17 protein-coding genes are annotated in these 19024 nt (G+C 38.7%); 14 read left to right on the top strand and 3 right to left on the bottom strand.

Features of this window, described 5'->3' with window-relative positions; all coding sequences use genetic code 11:
- Positions 1–37: 37 nt before the first annotated feature.
- The 10 genes from HMPREF2984_RS02795 to HMPREF2984_RS02755 all read left to right on the top strand — a co-directional run bounded on the left by HMPREF2984_RS02795 (position 38) and on the right by HMPREF2984_RS02755 (position 11470).
- Positions 38–1669: a Na/Pi cotransporter family protein gene (locus tag HMPREF2984_RS02795; protein WP_070670360.1), complete on the top strand. Its 1632-nt coding sequence runs from the start codon at positions 38–40 to the stop codon at positions 1667–1669.
- Between the two features lie 204 nt (positions 1670–1873).
- A complete protein-coding gene (gene nagA, locus HMPREF2984_RS02790; RefSeq protein WP_070670356.1) occupies positions 1874–3028 on the top strand; it encodes an N-acetylglucosamine-6-phosphate deacetylase in 1155 nt (384 codons plus the stop codon).
- Between the two features lie 314 nt (positions 3029–3342).
- Positions 3343–4188, top strand: a complete 846-nt coding sequence (locus tag HMPREF2984_RS02785) for an aldo/keto reductase (RefSeq protein ID WP_004224271.1) — start codon at positions 3343–3345, stop codon at positions 4186–4188.
- 547 nt (positions 4189–4735) lie between these two features.
- Complete coding sequence (locus HMPREF2984_RS02780; RefSeq protein WP_070670353.1) at positions 4736–5488, top strand: DUF6261 family protein; 753 nt, start codon at positions 4736–4738, stop codon at positions 5486–5488.
- A gap of 180 nt (positions 5489–5668) precedes the next feature.
- Positions 5669–6061, top strand: coding sequence for a hypothetical protein (locus HMPREF2984_RS09855; protein ID WP_224785098.1), 393 nt, complete (start codon positions 5669–5671; stop codon positions 6059–6061).
- Positions 6062–6070: 9 nt separating this feature from the next.
- Positions 6071–6382 (top strand): hypothetical protein, encoded by a 312-nt coding sequence (locus HMPREF2984_RS09850; protein WP_004224255.1) that lies wholly within the window; start codon positions 6071–6073, stop codon positions 6380–6382.
- Positions 6383–7119: 737 nt separating this feature from the next.
- Positions 7120–7875, top strand: a complete 756-nt coding sequence (locus HMPREF2984_RS02770; protein ID WP_070670389.1) for a hypothetical protein — start codon at positions 7120–7122, stop codon at positions 7873–7875.
- Between the two features lie 365 nt (positions 7876–8240).
- Positions 8241–9155, top strand: coding sequence for a glycine--tRNA ligase subunit alpha (gene glyQ, locus HMPREF2984_RS02765; RefSeq protein ID WP_049493571.1), 915 nt, complete (start codon positions 8241–8243; stop codon positions 9153–9155).
- A gap of 2 nt (positions 9156–9157) precedes the next feature.
- Positions 9158–11197 (top strand): glycine--tRNA ligase subunit beta, encoded by a 2040-nt coding sequence (gene glyS / locus HMPREF2984_RS02760; protein ID WP_070670350.1) that lies wholly within the window; start codon positions 9158–9160, stop codon positions 11195–11197.
- A 15-nt stretch (positions 11198–11212) separates the two neighbouring features.
- On the top strand, positions 11213–11470 hold the full coding sequence (locus HMPREF2984_RS02755) for a DUF896 family protein (protein ID WP_070670346.1): 258 nt from the start codon (positions 11213–11215) through the stop codon (positions 11468–11470).
- A gap of 48 nt (positions 11471–11518) precedes the next feature.
- On the opposite strand, the gene HMPREF2984_RS02750 is transcribed toward HMPREF2984_RS02755, so the two are convergent.
- The 3 genes from HMPREF2984_RS02750 to HMPREF2984_RS02740 all read right to left on the bottom strand — a co-directional run bounded on the left by HMPREF2984_RS02750 (position 11519) and on the right by HMPREF2984_RS02740 (position 14008).
- Positions 11519–12184: a potassium channel family protein gene (locus HMPREF2984_RS02750; RefSeq protein WP_003043350.1), complete on the bottom strand. Its 666-nt coding sequence runs from the start codon at positions 12182–12184 to the stop codon at positions 11519–11521.
- An 11-nt stretch (positions 12185–12195) separates the two neighbouring features.
- Positions 12196–13551 (bottom strand): TrkH family potassium uptake protein, encoded by a 1356-nt coding sequence (locus HMPREF2984_RS02745; protein ID WP_070670343.1) that lies wholly within the window; start codon positions 13549–13551, stop codon positions 12196–12198.
- 268 nt (positions 13552–13819) lie between these two features.
- The gene (locus HMPREF2984_RS02740) at positions 13820–14008 is read right to left on the bottom strand and encodes a helix-turn-helix transcriptional regulator (protein ID WP_070670340.1); all 189 of its coding nucleotides are present in this window, start codon (positions 14006–14008) and stop codon (positions 13820–13822) included.
- 149 nt (positions 14009–14157) lie between these two features.
- Between HMPREF2984_RS02740 and rsmH the strand changes: the two genes are divergently transcribed.
- Genes rsmH through mraY form a run of 4 tightly spaced genes read left to right on the top strand, consistent with a single transcriptional unit; the run spans position 14158 to position 18681 of the window.
- Entirely contained in the window at positions 14158–15108 is a 951-nt protein-coding gene (rsmH, locus tag HMPREF2984_RS02735) for a 16S rRNA (cytosine(1402)-N(4))-methyltransferase RsmH (RefSeq protein ID WP_070670337.1), read from the top strand.
- 8 nt (positions 15109–15116) lie between these two features.
- On the top strand, positions 15117–15437 hold the full coding sequence (gene ftsL, locus HMPREF2984_RS02730; protein ID WP_003031041.1) for a cell division protein FtsL: 321 nt from the start codon (positions 15117–15119) through the stop codon (positions 15435–15437).
- Between the two features lie 3 nt (positions 15438–15440).
- Positions 15441–17696 carry a penicillin-binding protein PBP2X gene (gene pbp2X, locus HMPREF2984_RS02725; RefSeq protein WP_070670331.1) on the top strand — a complete coding sequence of 752 codons (2256 nt, stop codon included), beginning with the start codon at positions 15441–15443 and terminating at the stop codon, positions 17694–17696.
- A 1-nt stretch (position 17697) separates the two neighbouring features.
- Positions 17698–18681, top strand: a complete 984-nt coding sequence (mraY, locus tag HMPREF2984_RS02720; protein WP_049533333.1) for a phospho-N-acetylmuramoyl-pentapeptide-transferase — start codon at positions 17698–17700, stop codon at positions 18679–18681.
- The last annotated feature ends 343 nt before the right edge of the window (positions 18682–19024 follow it).

The raw sequence follows: 19024 nt of genomic DNA, 5'->3' as shown, positions 1-19024 counted from the left end.
GGAGATAATCCGCTACATATTTTTCGGAGGGGAAAAGATGTCCATCAATTGGCAGCAAATTATATTTAGCTTTTTAGGCGGTTTAGGACTTTTCCTATATAGTATTAGGATGATGGGGGATGGCTTGCAGCAGGCTGCAGGTGATCGGCTTCGTTATTTTATTGATAAATATACAAGCAATCCATTTTTTGGCGTTCTAGTTGGGATTGGTCTAACAGCTCTGATTCAATCAAGTTCGGGTGTGACAGTTATTACGGTTGGATTGGTAAGCGCTGGACTATTGACTTTGAAGCAAGCGATTGGTATTGTCATGGGAGCCAATATCGGAACGACAGTGACCTCCTTTATTATTGGTTTTAAGCTAGGTGATTATGCCTTACCCATTCTCTTTTTAGGAGCAGTCTGTCTCTTCTTTACCAAAAAGCGCTCTATCAATAATATTGGTCGTGTCTTATTTGGGGTCGGTGGGATTTTCTTTGCTTTAAATCTGATGAGTGGCGCTATGGAGCCATTGAAAGATTTAGACGCTTTCCGTGAATACATGATAAAGTTAAGTGGAAATCCAGTCCTTGGTGTGTTTGTAGGAACAGGAATTACATTGCTCATTCAGGCTTCGTCCGCGACCATTGGAATTTTACAGAATCTGTATGCAAGTGGCTTGATTGAGCTAAAAGGAGCTTTGCCAGTTCTTTTTGGGGATAATATCGGGACAACGATTACAGCGATTATTGCGTCCTTAGGTGCCAATATTGCAGCAAAACGTGTGGCAGGTGCTCATGTAATGTTTAACGTGGTTGGTACCGTCTTATGTTTGATAGTATTAGGCCCATTTACGAGCTTGATTCAGTGGTTTCAAACAGCTCTCCATTTAAGTCCAGAAATGACCATTGCTTTTGCTCACGGAACTTTTAATGTCACCAATACCATTATTCAGTTTCCATTCATTGGCTTGCTGGCTACTTTGGTAACGAAGTTGATCCCAGGTGAAGATGAAGTCGTGAAATACGAGCCGCTTTATTTGGATGTAATTTTAATCAAACAAGCGCCGTCTTTAGCGCTTGGAAATGCTAAAAAAGAATTGCTTCATTTGGGTAGTTACGCGATGCGTTCATTTGAGCTAGCTTATGATTATATTGTGAACAATACTGAAAAGTCAGCAGACAAAGGGCATAAAACGGAAGAAGCAATCAACAAGATTGATGAAGATCTGACACGCTATCTGATTGATTTATCTAGTGAACCTCTTAGTCAAAAAGAAAGTGAAGTACTGACTAATATTCTGGACTCTTCACGCGATTTGGAAAGAATCGGAGATCACGGTGAAGCGCTTATCAACTTGACAGACTATATCCGTCGAAAAAAAGTAGAATTTTCTCCAGCAGCCTTGCAAGAGTTGGAGTTGATTTACAATATGACTCTTAGTTTCATTAAAGAATCTTTAGCTTCTGTAGAAAATAATGATATTGAATTGGCCAATAGTCTGGTGGCTAAGCATGAAGCGATTGATAAAATGGAACGAAAGCTGCGGAAGACGCATATCCATCGCCTGAACAGAGGAGAATGCTCTACGCAAGCAGGCGTAAACTTTATTGATATCATCTCTCACTATACGAGAGTCGCAGACCATGCCATGAACTTGGCGGAGAAAGTGCAAGCGGAACAAATTTAAGATTGAGAAACAGACTGCTGATGTAGTTTGTTTTTTGATGATTTAAAATACGCAAAATAGGTCTATACCATTTACAAAAAAAGAAGAAAGCGGTATAATAAAAGGGACATAATGAATAAATGTGAGAGTGCCTCAAAATATCAATTACAGTTGCTAGAAATTGTAACTTAATATAAACTCTCATCGAATGAAGGAGGTTTTATTATGCCTAAATACATTCAAGCTGATCAATTTTTCTATCCCCACGGTATTCGTCAAGGTGGCTATCTGGAATTGGTCGATGGCAAATTTGGAAAATGGTCCAAGGAAATTCCAGCAGATTCAGATGTGATAGATTACACAGGTTATTCTATTGCACCGGGATTGGTAGATACCCATATTCATGGCTTTGGTGGTGTTGATGTGATGGATAATAATATCGAAGGAACGCTTCACATTATGAGTGAAGGCTTATTGTCAACAGGAGTCACCAGTTTTTTACCGACAACCTTGACCTCAAGTTTTGAATTACTGCTAGCTGTGACCAAAAATATTGGTGATCATTACCAAGAAGCAACAGGTGCTAAGATTCGTGGGCTATATTTTGAAGGTCCGTATTTCACAGAAAAATACAAAGGGGCTCAAAATCCAATTTACATGAAAGATCCTCGAATGGATGAATTTCGTGCTTGGCAAAAAGCTTCAAATGGTTTGCTTAATAAAATCGCTCTAGCTCCAGAACGAGAAGGTGTTGAAGATTTTGTTCGAACCATTACTGATGAAGGCGTAACAGTTGCACTTGGGCACTCAAATGCAACTTTTGATGAAGCTAAAGTTGCGGTAGATGCTGGCGCTAGTGTCTGGGTTCATGCCTATAATGGCATGCGTGGTCTGACTCACCGTGAGCTGGGCATGGTCGGCGCTATGTACGAGCTGCCACACACTTATGCTGAGCTGATCTGTGATGGACACCATGTGGATCCAAAGGCTTGTGACATCTTGATGAAGCAAAAAGGGCATGAAAATGTTGCGCTCATCACAGACTGTATGACTGCAGGAGGCTTGGAAGACGGTGACTATATGTTGGGAGAATTTCCAGTAGTAGTCGCAAATGGAACTGCTCGACTCAAATCAACAGGTAACCTAGCCGGTTCTATCTTGAAATTGAAAGACGGGTTAAAGAACGTTGTCAAATGGGGGATTGCTAACCCACACGAAGCAGTTATGATGGCAACCCTCAATCCGGCTAAATCCGTTCATATTGAGGATGTTTGTGGTCAAATCAAGGAAGGACATGATGCAGACTTCATTGTGTTGGACAAGGATTTGGAACTGGTTGCGACCTACTTGGATGGCGAAAAGAGATACGAAGCTAAATAGAATCTTTTTATCTTGAAAGAGTTGGGAAACCGACTCTTTTCATTTTACTTTTTAAAATACATGTAGTTAAGAAAAGGTTTTTAAGGATTTGAATTGCAATAAGGGGCGTGATATAATGAGGTTATCTGAGTCGTATGCTCATGATTGTAGTTGGCATAACTTTTATTACTTATAGTTTTCTCGGCAGGGGAATGGCACCAACCAAGGAGAATGTCTTTAAACCCAAATCCTTGAAAAAGAAAGCTAAGAAATAGATTTTTTGTTGGAAGGGGTAGTTGACTGGGCTGCCTGCTTGCTTAATAAAGGAGACGGAGATGGAACGTTATCAATTAAACAATGGTGTAGAGATTCCGGTTTTGGGCTTTGGAACTTGGAAGGCTCAAGATGGTGAAGAGGCCTATCAGGCGGTGCTAACAGCACTTGAAGCAGGCTACCGACACATTGATACTGCGGCTGTTTATAAGAATGAGGGAAGTGTGGGTAGTGCAATCAAAGACAGTGGTATACCGCGAGAAGAGCTCTTTATTACGACCAAGCTCTGGAATGGTAATCATACTTATGAGGAGACTCAAGGAGCTTTTGCCCGCTCCTTAGAGCGTTTGGGGCTGGACTATCTGGACCTCTATCTTATCCACTGGCCCAATCCAAAACCTCTGCGAGAGCAGGAAGCTTGGAAGGAGCGCAATCGGGAGGTTTGGCGGGCTATGGAAGACCTCTATCGGGAGGGGAAAATCCGAGCTATCGGTGTCAGCAATTTCCTGCCTCACCACCTAGAGCCTCTGCTTGAGACAGCGCGTATTTTGCCTGCGGTCAATCAAATTCGTCTGGCGCCTGGTGTCTATCAGGCTGAAACAGTGGACTATTGTCGTAAGCATGATATTCTCCTAGAGGCTTGGGGTCCCTTCGGTCAAGGGGAACTTTTCCGCAATGAAGAAGTCAAGGCTGTGGCCGATAAATACGGCAAATCTGTCGCCCAAATCGCTCTGGCTTGGAGCCTGCAAGAGGGCTTCCTGCCCCTGCCCAAGTCGGTTACGCCTGAGCGAATCAAGAGCAATCTGGACTGCTTTGACATTACCCTCAGTCCAGCAGACCTAGAAGTGTTGAAAAACATTCAAGGTCTTGAAGGCGGCGCTCCAGATCCAGATAAGATGGATTTTTAGATGATGATTGACTGAAACTGTAATCAAAACTTTCTCTTCTGTGCGATAAAGAAATCAAAGGGCTGATTGAGGAGGTTATTGAGCTACTGGGAGTGGGAAGATAAGGAAGAAAAGAAGCAGTCAAGGCTTCAGTCAATATCATTTATCAACGTCCTACTCCAATCTAGGAGTCGAATCGTCTTCCTTACTAAAATTTGGAGGGAATCTAGCTTTCAGATAGTCCTATTTATGAAAATTTCCAAATAATCTATCCCTCGAATGACAGGATTTACTAAAATTGATTGGCATTCTATGTCTAGGATGACACTAATCACTAAAGTTTCTAGGTATTCTAAGTCTTGAATGATCGGATGATTCGTTTTTTATAGACAAATAGTCCCCGTCGGAAGGTTTACTAGCAATCAGATGGGGATTTTTGCTGCCTTTTTTCTTTGAAAAAGAGAAAAATGCCTTTTCGGAGCTTAAAAACAACATTTCAGAGTAGCCTTGCCAAAGATTTATCACCACATGCTATACTTGTTTTATCATATTTGTGGAAAGGATTATTATGACAAAAACCTACACCATTCGCCCCCTGCCTTACAGCAACTTTACTAACCGTGAGTTTGAGAGCTTGATGACGGACTCTCATCAGGTTCTTACTAGCTTTGCCAAGTCCTACAAGGATGAGGCTATGTATGATGATCATCTTGAAGTCTTTGACAGTAAGCTGGAGCAATTCCAAGCCCAGTTGGCCAGCGTAGAAAATAAACAAACCTTGAGTCTAGCAGAAGTGGATAAGGAGCGGGACAGTGCCCTAGTCGGACTGTTTACCTTGCATAGGGGCTTTGCCAAAATCAAGGAGCCCAATCTCAAAGCTGCCCACGAAACCCTAACGCCAGTCCTTGCGAAGTATAAGGACATCACCAAGCATACCAACGATGTCGCAACTGCTGAAATCAAGAGTCTCCTCAAAACCCTCAAGGAGGAACCTTATGATGCAGCAGTGACTACCTTGGGTCTTCTGCCGATGCTTACCGCCGTGGCAACAGCTCAGGAAGACTATGACCGGGCAGAAACTCTGGCGCGTGCAGCCAAGTCCAGCAAAGAAGTCGGCAAAACCAAGCAGTTGCGTACCGAGCTCTCCCGTATCTATGACCTCTTTATGCGCTATACCGCAGCCTCCGCAGAAGCCTATCCCGAAAAACTCCACTTTGCTAAACTCCTCAAAGACCTCAACACCATCCGCGACAGCAAGCGCCGCCTATCCAGTCCAAGCAAGAAAACAAAAACGGAACCAGCAGTGGAAGTGGCAGGGTAAAGTCAATCCCTTAGAATGATTTCTAGGGGATTTTTGGTGGTTTCGTGGTATAATTCTATCAAAAGAAACCTACACAAACTTGATGAAACTGCAGGTGAGTGAAAAATGGGAAGCGAATTATTATGAACGAAGAAAAATTATTGGGAAATATATCATTTATACTTTCTATTACAAGAAACGATGGAAGCAAAGCAAATTTTATATATAATAACTAATTTTACCGACGATTTTGATAATTCTGAGATATTCATACCACTTTTCCCGTTTTTATCATCAATTTGTTTAGGCTGGATTGAGAAGTTTCAAGAACAAGGAATCATTTTAGAATTACCAAACATCAGAGATGTAAACCTTGTAACCATGATGAAAAAAATTAGAATTGGCGTGAAGCTCTATTCTGATAATAAATTTGCAAAAGCTTGTAATAAGTTAAGTAATAGTGCGGTTGAAAGAAAGCGCCTATTAGAGTCGAACTATAATTTTTATCAAAAATTTTTTGTTTATTGCTTTGTGCAGCACGATTTGGGAGTTTTACTATTGATGATATTCCTTATGGAAACATTAGTCAAATGAGTATATATTTTGAGGTTAAATAAATTTACAACTATAGAAAAGTGGGAACAAGAAATAGAACCAATTTTTATTGATTATTCTCGTGATCTGTCTGCTTTTATCAATTCGGTCACTTCAAATTTTGAAAAAGATTTTAATTTAGATCCAGCAATGAAACTGGATATTTCAAGTTGTAAATTAAGACATATTGATAAGTTTTTAATGGATAACAGAAGGCAAGATATTTTACTAGGGAATCTGCCACTTGAAGTTCAATTACAGTTATTCAATATTCTATGTCAGAACAATTTTCTAAATAGCTTATTCCCGAAAGTATTCTAAAATAAAGGTAATATATTCTATCGTTCAAAAATCCAATCTTATCTAGTTAGCGTCAATTCTTTAGCAAAAATTCTAAGTAAATATTCCAAAAGTATTAATTCTGGTTTAGCAGAAAAAATACAAACTACTATTTACGTAAAAGGTAATATTTTCTTAGAGATAGTCAATTTAGAAATAATATTTTTCATTATTCTATTAAAGAAATTCCTTATTCCCAGTTTTCAACTCCGGACAATTATTTTAGGGATTTTATTGAGTATTATGTAGATATTAATTTTGACAATTTCATGAAAATAGTTGATGAAGAGATAGATAAAATTAATGAAGTTGTTGAGGAATTAATAAAATATAGATAAAGGAGAATTATTGTGGTTGATACTATTTGGATTTTGGGAATGGTTTTGATATTGTGATGGTACGAAAAACGTCTTTTCTTTATGTGTGCTAAACGAAAGAATGCTAGAAGATAATTGAAAAGTTAGGGAGAAGAGATGAATTTATTGACTATTAGAGGATTTATTGGTACAATTTTACTATTTTGTATGTATTATTTTCTAAAAAAGATTCGGATGAAAATAATTTAAGGCTTTATTTGTCCTGATATACAACATAAATCTCAGGATATATTGAATATTTTAAACGATGAATATTCTTCAAAATTTAATAAACTATTAGATGAAAAGGGTATATCAATTGATAATTAAATGAAATTTGGAGTATAGGTGATAGAAATTATTATGGATAAGGTAGATATTTGTCAAAACTTGGGTAATTTTTTAAATTCACAGTTTATCAGTTCAACGCTTGGAGCATTGGTTGGTGGTGGGATAGCTGTGTATGTCGCACATATCCAGAATAAACAACAAACAAAGCAATTACAAGAAGAACATAAGCTACAACGAGAATATTTTGATAAACAAGAGGAAAACGAACGAGAACGCATCTTCTTACAATTTACGATTGAACGAGCTGAAAGATCTTATCAAATTTTGAATGAGTTGAAAAAGGCTGAGACAATGTTTCGTGATGAGGGGATATGGTTTGTCGAAAATGTTGCAGAGCAATTGGATTTCAAAACTGAGTTCGTTAAATATTATTATAAACACTTAATTAATAAATATTATCACTATATAGATTTAAGAGATGATTTGTTATTAAGTATCGTCATTCAAGATGATGTCAAACTTTCTCAGTTAAAAACAGCAGTTAATGAGGAAGTTGTCCTATTTAGTAATTTTTTTGAAAAAATTTCTAAGGTAAATAACTTTGATGAATATACAAAAATTGCCGATGAATTCTCGGAGAAAACGAGATTAATTGAAAAATGTGATGAATTTAAAACCTACTTAACTAAATATATTAGGGATAGTACATTTAGATTAGTAACCCCAGAAAAAATGGCTGAAAAGATATTAAAACAAACAACGGGAAATTCAAAAATTCAATTTGAAATTGTGAGAAAGCAAGAAATGAATGAACAAGGTAAAAAATAGATTTGAAAACTTTAGTGAAGAGTGCAAGAAAGAAAAATTAGACACTTTTGTTGACTTTTTTTGATACCCAATGTAAAATAAAATATTTTCCTTTTACAAATTTCCTATTTCTTGCTATAATGTTTTGTATGAAAGAAGTCTCATGCAATTACTTGCTAGCGAGTCTGGGATGGTGGAAGCCAGATAAGAGCTAAATGAAGATGGAGCTTTCGGTAAATTTTAGTCCTTGATGTTATCTTAAGGCTATATTAACAATGAAGTAATAAACTAGGGTGGAACCGCGTTTTGACGCCCCTATGCAATTTGTGTAGGTGTCGTATCGATGCAGTTCCACTTTTTTGATGATAAGGGATAAGGAGTTATAAATGTCTAAAAAATTAACCTTTCAGGAAATTATTTTAACGTTGCAGCATTTTTGGAATGAACAGGGCTGTATGCTCATGCAGGCCTATGATAATGAAAAAGGTGCTGGAACCATGAGCCCATATACTTTTCTTCGTGCCATTGGACCTGAGCCATGGAATGCGGCTTATGTAGAGCCTTCACGTCGCCCAGCAGACGGTCGTTATGGGGAAAATCCAAATCGTCTTTACCAGCACCACCAGTTTCAAGTGGTGATGAAACCAAGTCCAAGCAATATTCAAGAACTGTATTTGCAGTCTTTGGAGTTATTGGGAATTGATCCGTTGGAACATGATATTCGTTTTGTCGAGGATAATTGGGAAAATCCTTCAACAGGTTCTGCAGGCCTAGGCTGGGAAGTATGGCTTGACGGTATGGAAATCACGCAGTTTACTTATTTCCAACAGGTCGGTGGTTTGCCTACCAACCCAGTGACATCTGAGGTTACCTATGGTTTGGAGCGTCTGGCATCTTATATCCAAGAGGTGGATTCTGTTTATGATATTGAATGGGCTGATGGCGTAAAATACGGAGAAATCTTCCGCCAACCAGAATTTGAACATTCAAAATACAGTTTTGAAGTGAGTGATCAAGCTTTGCTGTTGGCTAATTTTGATCATTTTGAAGCTGAGGCTAAGCGTTGTTTAGAGTATAATCTCGTTCACCCTGCTTACGATTATGTTTTAAAATGTTCGCACACCTTTAATCTATTGGATGCTCGCGGAGCTGTTTCGGTGACGGAGCGGGCAGGTTACATTGCTCGGATTCGCAATTTGGCACGTATTGTTGCTAAAACTTTTGTGGCAGAGCGCAGACGACTAGGCTATCCATTATTAGATGAAGCAACACGTGAGAAATTATTGGCTGAGGAGGAATAAAAATGACAAAGAATTTATTGGTTGAGTTAGGGCTGGAAGAAATGCCGGCCTATGTCGTAACACCAAGCATGAAGCAATTACGTGATAAAATGGCAGCCTTTTTAACAGACAATCGTTTAACTTTTGATAAGATTGAAATGTTTTCAACTCCTCGTCGCTTGGCTGTGCGCGTGTCCAATCTAAGTGAAAAGCAAACAGATTTAACAGAAGATTTTAAAGGACCAAGCAAGAAGATTGCTTTGGATGCAGATGGTCATTTTACGAAAGCTGCGCAAGGCTTTGTTCGTGGAAAAGGCTTGACGGTTGAAGATATCACTTTTCGTGACATCAAAGGCGAAGAATATGTCTATGTGACCAAGCAAGAAATCGGAAAACCTGTTGAAGAATTGATTGACGGAGTTGTTGATGTGCTGACTTCACTAAGCTTTCCGGTCAATATGCACTGGGGGAGCAATACATTTGAATATATCCGTCCCGTTCATACCCTAACTGTGTTGTTGGACGATGAGTCCTTTTTGATGAATTTGTTCGATATTGAAAGCGGACGGACAAGTCGGGGTCATCGTTTTCTCGGTCATGAAGTGAAGATTCAGTCAGCAGATTCTTATGAAGAGGACTTGCGCAAAGTTTTTGTCATTGCCAGCCCAATGGAACGCGAAAACATGATTTTGGATCAAATCAAAGAAATCGAGAAAATGCACAATGTTCATGTGGAGATTGACGAAGATTTGCTGGATGAAGTGCTGAATTTGATTGAATACCCAACCGCTTTTATCGGACGTTTTGACGAGCGTTACCTAGATGTACCTGAGGAAGTCCTTGTGACTTCCATGAAAGTCAATCAACGCTACTTTGTTGTTCGTAACGAAAATGGCAAGCTACTTCCATATTTTGTATCGGTACGTAACGGAAATGCAGAACATCTCGAAAATGTGGTCAAAGGGAATCAGAAAGTGTTGGTAGCTCGTTTGGAAGATGCAGAATTTTTCTGGCGCGAAGACCAACGATTGGTTATTTCTGATTTGGTTGAAAAGTTGAAAAATGTGACCTTCCATGAAAAAATCGGCTCTCTAGCAGAGCACATGGAGCGAACAGCAAAAATTGCAGCCCTTTTAGCAGAAAAAGCTCAGTTATCTAAGCAAGAAATGAAAGACGTAGCGCGAGCTGCAGCTATTTACAAGTTTGATTTGTTGACTGGTATGGTTGGTGAGTTTGATGAGCTGCAAGGTATCATGGGGGAAAAATATGCCCTGCTTGCAGGAGAAAACACAGCAGTAGCTAAAGCCATTCGGGAGCATTATTTGCCAACTGCCAGTGATGGTGAATTGCCAGACACGAAAATTGGTGCCATTTTAGCCATTGCAGACAAGATGGATACGATTCTTTCTTTTTTCTCAGTCGGACTCATTCCAAGCGGTTCAAATGACCCTTATGCTCTTCGTAGAGCAACGCAAGGTGTCGTGCGCATTTTGGATAAATTTGGTTGGCACATTGCTTTAGATGAATTGATAGAACAGCTCTATGCGCTGCAATTTGACAGTCTCACATATAGCAATAAAGAACAAGTGCTTGATTTCTTCCGTGCACGTATTGAAAAAATGATGGACAGCGATGTTCCAAAAGATATCGTGTCTTCTGTTTTAAATAGTTCAACGTTTGTTGTGCGGGACTTGGTTGAAGCAGCAAGTCTTTTGGCAGAAAAAGCACAAGAAGATTCTTTCAAATCGTCGGTCGAAAGTTTAGCACGTGTCTTTAACTTGGCAGAAAAAGCAGAAACGGCTAGTGTTGTGGACGAGAGCCTCTTTGAAAATGCCGAAGAAAAAGCCCTTCATGCAGCAGTAGAAAACTTAACGTTATCTGATGACTTAGCAGATAATATTGAGCAACTCTTCGCTTTAAGTCCAGTGATTGACGCTTTCTTTGACAATACTATGGTTATGGCTGAAGATGAAGCAATCCGAGCAAATCGTTTGGCACTCTTAGCTGCCTTAATGACGAAAGCCAAAAAAGTGGCACAATTTAACCAAATCAATACAAAATAATCCAAGGAGGGAAAAATGGAACCAAAGAAAATCGAACGTATCAACGAACTTGCCAAAAAGAAAAAAACAGTTGGCCTAACGCCAGAAGAAAAAGTAGAGCAAGCTAAATTACGTGAAGAATACATTGAAGGCTATCGTCGTAGCGTTCGCCACCATATTGAAGGGATTAAAATTGTGGATGAAGAGGGCAATGATGTCACGCCAGAAAAACTTCGCCAAGTCCAACGTGAAAAAGGCTTGCACGGTCGAAGTTTGGATGATCCAAATTCGTAATAAAGGTAACAAAACATCGCTGAGAAAAATTCTCAGCGATGTTTTCATCTATTTTGTAATATCTTCAAAGTGGTCAAATGTTTGACTGTCAATAACCGCCATCAACAGTTCGTCCTTTTTAAAGGTATAGTCAGGTGATGTATCAATGTTGAGAACACCGTCGGGTGTTTCTCGAAAACCAATGATATTGAGGTTGTGGTTTTGACGAAGTTTTAATTGGGCTAAATTTTTACCAATCCAAGACTGAGGTGGATAAAATTCAATAATAGATACATTTTTATCTAGTTCAATGACGTCAGTCGTAGCTTGATGCAGGATATTTTTTGCAAGTGAAATCCCTGTTTCACGCTCAGGGGAGATGCAGCGGTCTGCTCCGACCTTTAGCAAGACTTCTCTGGTTGTTTTACTTTTCACCTTGGCAATTACTTTTTCAACGCCTAACGATTTGCAGTGCATAACAGCAAGGACACTCGATTCTAGATTGTCTCCAGTAGCGACCACTACCGTATCACAGGTATCAATCCCTGCCGCCTGAAGCAAATCATGGTCTGTAATATCGCCGACCACACCTCGCGCTAAAATAGGTTCAAAATGATTGATGACATCTTCATGGTCATCGACAGCTATAATATCGCAGTTGTATTTGCGAAGTGTGTTAATGATACTGCGACCGAAAACTCCCAGCCCCAGTATACCGATTGTTCGTTTATCCATAAAATTCCTTCCTATCCAATAATAATATTTGCATTGGCAAATTTAATTGTGTCTTTTTTCTTCGGTTTTCGATTGGAAAGACTGACAATTAAGGTCAATGGTCCGATACGCCCGATAAACATCAAAAACATAATCACGGTTAAGGCGGCATGATTTAAAGTAGGTGTTAGATTTGCCGTTACGCCCACCGTTCCAAGAGCGGACATGGCTTCAAACATTAAGTAAATAAAACGATGTCCGTTATCAGCGACCATAGTCAAAAAAGTCAAGCCAATGATAAAGGTTGTTGTAAAGACAATCAAGACACTAAAGGCTTTTTGAATGGTAGAGGGAGAAAACGTATGGTGTCCAAAATTAGTATGAGGCAAGCCAAGGATTTCCGTTCGGGCAAAGGCTAATACGACCAAAAAAGTAGTGATTTTTAGTCCCCCTGCCGTTCCTCCGGGAGCACCCCCTAGAAACATTTGAATGATGTAAAGGAGAAGTGTCACTGGGCGAGCTTGTGTATAGTCAATTGTTGCAAAGCCAGCCGTCCGCATGGTGACGGTTTGAAAGAAGCTGACTAAAAGTTTCTTTTCAAAGGGAAGTCGACCAATCGTAGCTGTATTTTGATATTCTGTCAGAAATGTCAAGCAGGTTCCACTGATTAAGATGAAAGCTGTTAAAGCAAGGACCAATTTTGTGTGAAAGCGTAATTTCCGCTTGTGTCCTTTTGTCTGGATATTTGTTTTTAAGTCAAACCAAACTGAAAAACCCAAGCCTCCCATGATAATCAAGGCAGCAATGGTCAAATTGACCAAGGCATCTGTTTTATAAGCTAGCAAGCTAGTGCTTCCTAAGTTGTCAAATCCAGCATTACAAAATGCAGAGATAGCAAGGAAAATGGAGGTTAGAAGTCCTTTTCCCCATCCTAAAAGGGGGACAAAGCGAAAACTGAGGATAAATGCTCCAAGAGCTTCAATGCTGAAAGTAATGAGAAAAATGGAGCGAAGAAAGTCGCGAATAGAATTTGTCTCATCTCGACTAAGACTTTCTTGTAAAGTAGTACGATTGGAAAAACTGAGTTTCTGATTGGAGCGGACATAAATCAGCCCAATAAAGCTAATCAGCCCCAATCCGCCAATCTGAATGAGGAGCATACAGCTAATCTGTCCCCAAATATTGTAAGTATCTGCAACAGACTGCGTAAAAAGCCCCGTCACACAAACCATTGAAACTGATGTAAAGAGGTGGTCAAAATAATTAGCTTTAGAAGTCGCTGTCTGCATAAAAGGCAGATTTAAAAGAAGAGAGCCCACCACAATTACAAGGGCAAAGCTCAATAAAATGCGCCTAGCAGGAGATAATCTTGATAAAAAACGTGACATTCGTATCTTCCTTCATAGAATAATGACTTTATTTTACCACAAAGCAGCTTAAAAGACGAGAAGGAAGACGTAAGAAGTCTAGTCCTTCTTTAAAAGTTTTCGACCGAAAAATATGCAACCAGCAATCACTGCCACATCTATCCAGAACAAGATCGGATCTGTCAAGGTGAAGAAAAAGTAGAAGGAAATGATAAGGAGAATTGCTAGAAGAGGTAAGATAATTTTTTTGTATTGTTGAAGTTTCATTTGAATGTAGCCTTTCTATTTTTTACTTATTCCAAAAAAGTGTGTTTAGGTCTGTCTTTAAAGCTAGTGCTAGGTTAATGCAAAGTTCTAGTGTGGGATTATATTTGTTGTTTTCAATCATGTTAATTGTCTGCCGCGAAACGCCAATTTGTTTGGCAAGGCCTAGTTGCGAGAGTCCTAGATTTTTTCGGAAATCTTTCACGCGATTCATGCATTTCTCCTTATCCTAGTGTCAAATATAAGTGACTTTTGTCCTTTTATTATAAATATACTTGTGAAATATGTCAAATATAATTGACAAAAAACTTTACATGATTCTAAAATTCTTTTTTTAAATCTTTGTGGTATAATAGTAAAGATATGACAAATGAATTTCATCATGTAACAGTTCTTCTGCACGAAACCATTGATCAACTTGATATAAAACCAAATGGAGTCTATGTTGATGCAACATTAGGTGGAGCAGGACATAGTGAATATTTATTGAGTAAATTAGGGAAAAACGGTCATCTATATGCTTTTGATCAAGATCAGACTGCTATTGAGCATGCTCAAAAACGCTTAGCGTCGTATGTTGAACAAGGAATGGTGACTTTTATCAATGACAATTTTCGTCATTTAAAAGCTCGCTTGAATGAACTAGGTGTTGAAGAAATTGATGGTATTTGTTATGATTTAGGAGTTTCGAGTCCGCAACTTGATGAGCGTGAGCGTGGCTTTTCCTATAAACAAGATGCTCCGCTTGATATGCGAATGAATCGTGAGGCAAAGCTAACAGCTTATGAAGTAGTTAATCAATATAGCTATCATGATTTAGTGCGGATTTTTTTTAAATATGGAGAAGATAAATTTTCAAAACAAATTGCTCGTAAAATTGAGCAAATGCGTGAAAAGAAACCGATTGAAACCACTACGGAGTTGGCGGAGATTATTAAATCTGCTAAGCCTGCCAAGGAATTAAAGAAAAAAGGTCATCCAGCTAAACAGATTTTTCAAGCTATTCGTATTGAGGTCAATGATGAATTGGGCGCAGCAGATGAGTCCATTCACCAGGCTATGGATTTGTTAGCAGTTGATGGGCGGATTTCTGTGATTACCTTTCATTCGTTAGAAGACCGCTTGACCAAGCAGCTTTTTAAAGAAGCTTCAACAGTGGAGGTCCCGAAAGGTTTACCATTTATTCCAGAGGATTTACAACCTAAAATGAAATTGGTTACTCGGAAACCTATTTTACCAAGTAAAGAAGAACTAGATAACAATAATCGCGCGCATTCAGCCAAACTGCGTGTGGCACAAAAAGTACATAAGTGAGGATTAAGATGGCAAATAATAGACCAAGAACGACTAGTCAGATACTTCAGGCGCGTATTCAAAGATTTTCTCGTGTTGAAAAGGCATTTTATGGCGCTATAGTCTTGACGGCAGTTATCTTAGCAACCAGTGTTGTCTTTATGCAAACAAAATTATTGCAAGTGCAGCGCGATTTAACAACTGTCAATTCAAAAATCGAAGCAAAGCGCACAGAACTAGATGATGCTAAACAAGAAGTAAACGAATTGATCCGTAGTGAACGTTTGTCAAAATTAGCAAGTTCGCAAGAAATGACTCAGAATAATGAAAATATCAGAACGGCGGAGTAGAGCATGAATGGACTCAGAAGACGAATTTTAAACCATGCTTTGAAAAATCGTAGGAATCCTAGTTACAACCGTAGACGAGTAGGGAAAAATCTAAGCGTTTTGACGGTTTTTGTCTTTTTTGTTTTCCTAATCAATTTTGCAATTATCATTGGAACGGGAAAGAAATTTGGTGTGAATTTAGCGGAACAGGCAAGTCAAGTGCATCAAATCACAAAGATTGTCCCAGCTAAACGTGGAACTATTTATGACCGTAATGGTTTGCCAATAGCTGAAGATGCAACTTCCTATAATGTTTATGCTGTCATTGATAAAAGTTATAAGTCAGCAACAGGAGAAATTCTCTATGTAGAAGAATCTCAATACGATAAGGTAGCTGATGTATTTAACAAGTATCTTGGTATGGATAAGGACTACGTCAAAAAACAACTATCTCGAAAAAAATTACAACAAGTTTCGTTTGGTGCTCAAGGGAATGGTATCAGTTATAGCAATATGAATACCATTCGTGAGGAATTGAAAAAAGCAAAAGTAAAGGGAGTTGATTTCACAACTAGTCCAAATAGAAGCTATAAAAATGGGAATTTTGCTTCTGTTTTTGTTGGATTGGCTCAGTTACAAGAAAATAAAGATGGTAGTAAAACACTTGTTGGAACAACAGGTTTAGAAGCTGCTTTAAACAAGACGTTAGCCGGAACAAATGGTGTCATCACCTATGAAAAAGATAAAAACGGAAATATAGTACCGGGATCAGACAAGGTTTCAAGGCAAACACAAGATGGAAAAGATGTTTATACAACCTTATCCTCAGACCTACAGTCTTTCCTTGAAACGCGGATGAATGCGTTTGTGGAAAAAGCTAAGGGAACTTATGCCAGTGCCACATTAGTTAGTGCAAAAACTGGAGAAATCCTTGCAACGACGCAGCGTCCAAGTTTTGATGCTGATACGAAGCAAGATCTGACAAAAGACTTTGCTTGGTCTAGTGCTCTCTATCAAAATCAGTATGAACCTGGCTCAACGATGAAGGTCATGACACTAGCTGCAGCTATAGACAATAACACTTTCCCAGAAAATGAAACGTATAATAATAGTGGCTTACAAATTGCGGATGTAACGATTCGAGACTGGAATGTCAATATGGGACTTTCTGAAGGACAGACATTAACCTATGCTCAAGGTTTTGCTCTTTCTAGTAATGTGGGAATGGCTTCTCTTGAGAAAAAAATGGGTGACGAAAAATGGCTAGACTATCTTAGCAAGTTTAAATTTGGACTACCTACACGCTTTGGAATGAATTATGAAGATTACGGCGGTCTTCCAGCAGATAATATCGTTACGTATGCAATGAGTGCTTTTGGTCAAGGAATTTCGGTTACTCAAATACAAATGTTACGTGCTTTTTCTTCTATCGCCAATGATGGTGTAATGGTTGAACCAAAATTCATCAGTGCCATTTATGATTCCAAAAGCGGGAGTGCGCGTAAGGCTTCTACAGAAATTGTCGGGCACCCTGTTTCCAAAGATGCTGCTAAGTCAACGAGAGACCATATGGTGACTGTCGGTACAGATCCTATTTACGGAACCTTATATAGCAAGGCAGAAGGTCCGATTATCAAAGTGCCTAATCAAAATGTGGCAGTTAAATCTGGTACAGCACAAATTGCCGGAGAAAATGGCAGTGGTTATCTGACAGGGGCAAATGATTACATCTATTCTGTTGTGGCAATGACACCAGCAGAAAATCCTGATTTTATCATGTATGTAACTCTGAAACAGCCCTCAGAATCTTTCCAACCAATCTTCTGGAAAGAAGTTGTTAATCCGGTGCTAGAAGAAGCAGTGGCAATGAAAGATACGTTGAACTTGACGACGCAAACCCCTATTCTAAAGTCGGTTTCAAAAGAAATGGCTTATAAAATGCCCTCTACTAAAAATACCAGCTCTGGTGATTTAGCAGATGAGTTACGACGCAATCTTGTACAACCTATTATCCTAGGTACTAGTAAAAATATTAAGAAAGTGTCTGTAAAAACAGGTGAAGCACTGGAATCCAATCAGCAAATTCTTGTCTTAACAGATGACTTTACTGAAATGCCGGATATGTACGGTTGGACCAAGAAAAATGTTGAAACATTCGGTGAATGGTTAGGCATAAAAGTGCATGTTAAGGGCAAAGGCTCTAAGGTAGTTGCCCAAAGTGTCAAAACCAACGCATCACTCAAGAAAATAAAAGAAATAACAATTACATTAGGAGATTAGCATGTTACAAGCTATCGTCGCAGGTGTTGTGACCTTTATTCTAACTCTGGTTGGAATACCTGCTTTTATTCGTTTTTATCATAAAGCTCATATTTCTGGGCAACAAATGCACGAGGATGTGAAGCAGCACCAAGCAAAAGCGGGAACTCCAACCATGGGTGGGACTGTTTTCTTGGTAGCTTCCGTTTTGTCCAGTTTTGTGATTGCACTTATATCAAGAGAACTCTCAAGCGCTGCTTTGATGATATTGTTTATTCTTGTTTTGTACGGTATTGTTGGTTTCTTGGATGACTTTTTAAAGATTTTTCGCAAAATAAATGAAGGCTTAAATCCCAAACAAAAATTAGTTCTTCAAATTATTGGTGGTATTGTTTTTTACTTTTTCTTTGATACTCATGGTGGCGGTGACTTACTCAATGTTTTTGGTTTCCCAGTTCATTTAGGTTATCTTTATATCGCTTTTGCACTCTTTTGGCTGGTCGGTTTTTCCAACGCAGTCAATTTAACAGATGGTATTGATGGGTTAGCTAGCATTTCTGTTACAATCAGCTTAGCAGCTTATGCAGTTATTGCGACTGTTCAGCATCGTTTTGATATTTTAATTGTCATTTTGAGTATGATTGGCGGTCTGCTTGCCTTCTTCATTTTCAATCATAAACCAGCTAAAATTTTTATGGGTGATGTAGGAAGTTTAGCTCTCGGTGGTATGTTGGCAGCCATTTCGATGGCGCTTCATCAAGAATGGACGCTTCTCATCATTGGAATTGTCTATGTCTTTGAGACAACTTCGGTTATGATGCAGGTTTCTTATTTCAAATTGACCGGTGGTAAAAGGATTTTCCGGATGACACCAGTTCATCACCATTTTGAATTAGGTGGTTTGTCAGGACATGGTAAAGCTTGGAGCGAATGGAAGGTCGATTTCTTTTTCTGGGGCATTAGTCTTGTAGCTAGCTTACTAACACTTGCAATTTTATATTTATAAGAGAAACGAGGCGGGGACAATATTATTTCTGCCTCGCTTTTTTGTGACGAAAACTTCGTCCCTACCTCACTAGCCTTCTAGATTGCTGAATAACCACCCCTCTGAGAGATGGGGTTAGAAACTAAAAAATGTAAATTTTATCTCTGGATGTCTCTTTTTTTGTTTTTAAATAGCAGAAAATCCGAAAAATATATTAAAAAATCATGATTTTTCTTGTACTTATACGAAAAAAGTGTATAATAGGTTCAATATTTAGTTGAAGGAGGGGAGTAGTTGCTATCTTCATAAAGTAGAATGGCTTATTTTTTAACTTGATAAATTGCAAGAATAAGTGCAACATTTA

The organism is Streptococcus sp. HMSC066E07, assembly GCF_001814695.1.
GTDB lineage: Bacteria > Bacillota > Bacilli > Lactobacillales > Streptococcaceae > Streptococcus > Streptococcus hominis.
Note: the sequence above shows the minus strand (reverse complement) of the source record. Positions and strands in the feature narration are given on the sequence as shown.